A 2087-nucleotide genomic window follows, 5' to 3' on the forward strand; every position below is an offset into this window, starting at 1 on the left:
GCACCCGGATCGGCGGCGGCTGGAACCAGTTCGACTCCGTCGTCGCGATCGGCGACGCCACCCGCGACGGCCGTCCCGACCTGATCGCCGACCGCGGCGACGAGGTCGTCGTGTACGGCGGCAGCGGCGACTGGCGCGTGCCGTTCTCGCTCGGGTCGACCACGACGCTCCCGGACGACCTCGCCCACCAGAACCCGACGCTGTACTGACCCCCCGGAAAGAACCGAGGTAGCAGTTCCTTGAACCGCACGAGCAACACCCGGTTCCGGCTCGCCGCCGCCGTCGCCGCCCTCGCCGTCACGGCGGGCGCGGCGGTGGCGGCGGCGCCGTCGGCGATGGCGATGCCAGAGGCCACGGCGGCAACCACCGGGCAGTCGGCACAGCAGGACGCCGTCCCCTATCCCGGCGGGTCGTTCGCGGGCGCCGGCCCGACGGGCTTCCTGACCGTCCGCTGGGTCGACGGAGAACGCCACTACCAGTGGACCCGGTACAAGGACGGGGTCACGACCTCGCTACCCAAGGGGTTCTACACGTCGAGTCTTCGGACGGACACCGTCATGAAGACCGACGGGGCCGTCTACACGATGTACGACATGTCCACGGGCGCCGAGCCCCTGGTCATCGACACGAGCGCCCTCGGCGACGGTTTCGACCGCGCGCGTGCCGCCGGATCCGCGCTGGTCGCGACGGCGCCCAACTCCACCGGCGGCCGTGACATCCACGTCATCGGCAAGCAGGGCGACACGCTCGTGGACGACACCGTGACCGGCCTGCCCGGGGACGCCGTGATCACCAGCGTCCGGATCGACTCCCCCGACTCCGCAGTGGCCCTCTACACAGGCACCGTGGACGGAACACTCAAGAGCCGCGTCGCCGTGGTGGACCTGAAGTCCCGTTCCGTCATCGAGGAGTACGACACCGGGCGGGTGACCGCGACGAGTGACACCGCCCTGTCGGCCACTCACGTCGCCTGGGTCGAGCAGCCGACGGACTACGAATCGACCCTGGTCACGGTCCGGCGGGACAACGGCGCAACCCAGCGTGTGCCTCTGGGGCTCGCCCAGAACGTACCGATCGAGCTGGTGGGCGACTGGCTGACCTACGGGGAGCCGGGGGGCTACGACGCCCTCTACGACGACCCCCAGCACGCGCTGACCGCTCGCTCCCTCACGACCGGTGCCACCGTCAAGCTCCTGGACGACCTCACCCAAGGCCTCCCGGGGCCCGAGGGCACGCAGGTGGTGTCGGGCGGCACCCTTGCCGAGGGCGAGGGCCTGTACCGGATCTCCACCGGGACGGACGGGACTCCGGTCGCCGAGCTCCTGGCGAACAGCAAGGTGCCGACCACGCTCGGTCTGGCGAGCGAGAGCGTTCCCACGGTGCTCGACTTCGACCGCACCCCCGCCCCGGTCCCCATGAGCTGGACCTTCAGCCGACCGGCGGGGATACGCGTGGAGCTGACGCACAACGAGACCAAGAAGGTCGTCCGGCTCAGGGACGGCATCGACGGATCAACCACGAACTCGGTGAAGTGGGACGGCCTGCTCGACGCACCCGACCACCGCTTCCCGGCCTACAACGGCGACTACACCTGGCGGATGACCGCCAGACCGGCGAACGGCATCGGTCCGGCGGTCGAGAGGACCGGGACCTTCAAGATCGTCCGCAAGCCCGTCCCCCACGACTTCGACGACAACAGCACGACGGATCTGCTCGCCCGGGACCGCTCCGGCCGGCTGTACCGCTACGACGCGATTTTCTCCATGGACTCGTGGCCCCACCTCACGCCCGAGCAGCTCGGCCATGGCTGGGGGGTCCACGACCAGCTCCTCGCCCCCGGAAACGTCGGCGGCTCACCGGCCGCAGACGTACTGGGTCGTGACAGGAGCGGCGTTCTGTGGCTCTACACGGGCACCGGACGCGCCCTCGCTCCCCGCGTGAAGGTCGGCGCCGGCTGGGGCGTCTACGACCAGCTCACCGCCGGCAGCGACCTCACCGGCGACGGCCGCCCCGACCTCCTCGCCACCGACAAGGCCGGCACCCTCTGGCTCTACAAGGGCACCGGCTCCGTCACCGCCCCCTTCGCC

General features: G+C 70.8%; 1 protein-coding gene and 1 pseudogene. Both read left to right on the forward strand.

What is annotated here, in order from left to right; translation table 11 throughout:
• Positions 1-209: pseudogene (locus SGA01_RS41400) on the forward strand (hypothetical protein); the annotation flags it as partial.
• Positions 210-239: 30 nt separating this feature from the next.
• Positions 240-2087 (forward strand): VCBS repeat-containing protein (locus SGA01_RS40650; protein ID WP_141303454.1); only part of this gene is annotated, 1848 nt, incomplete at its 3' end.

It is taken from the genome of Streptomyces gardneri, from assembly GCF_006539185.1.
GTDB lineage: Bacteria > Actinomycetota > Actinomycetes > Streptomycetales > Streptomycetaceae > Streptomyces > Streptomyces gardneri.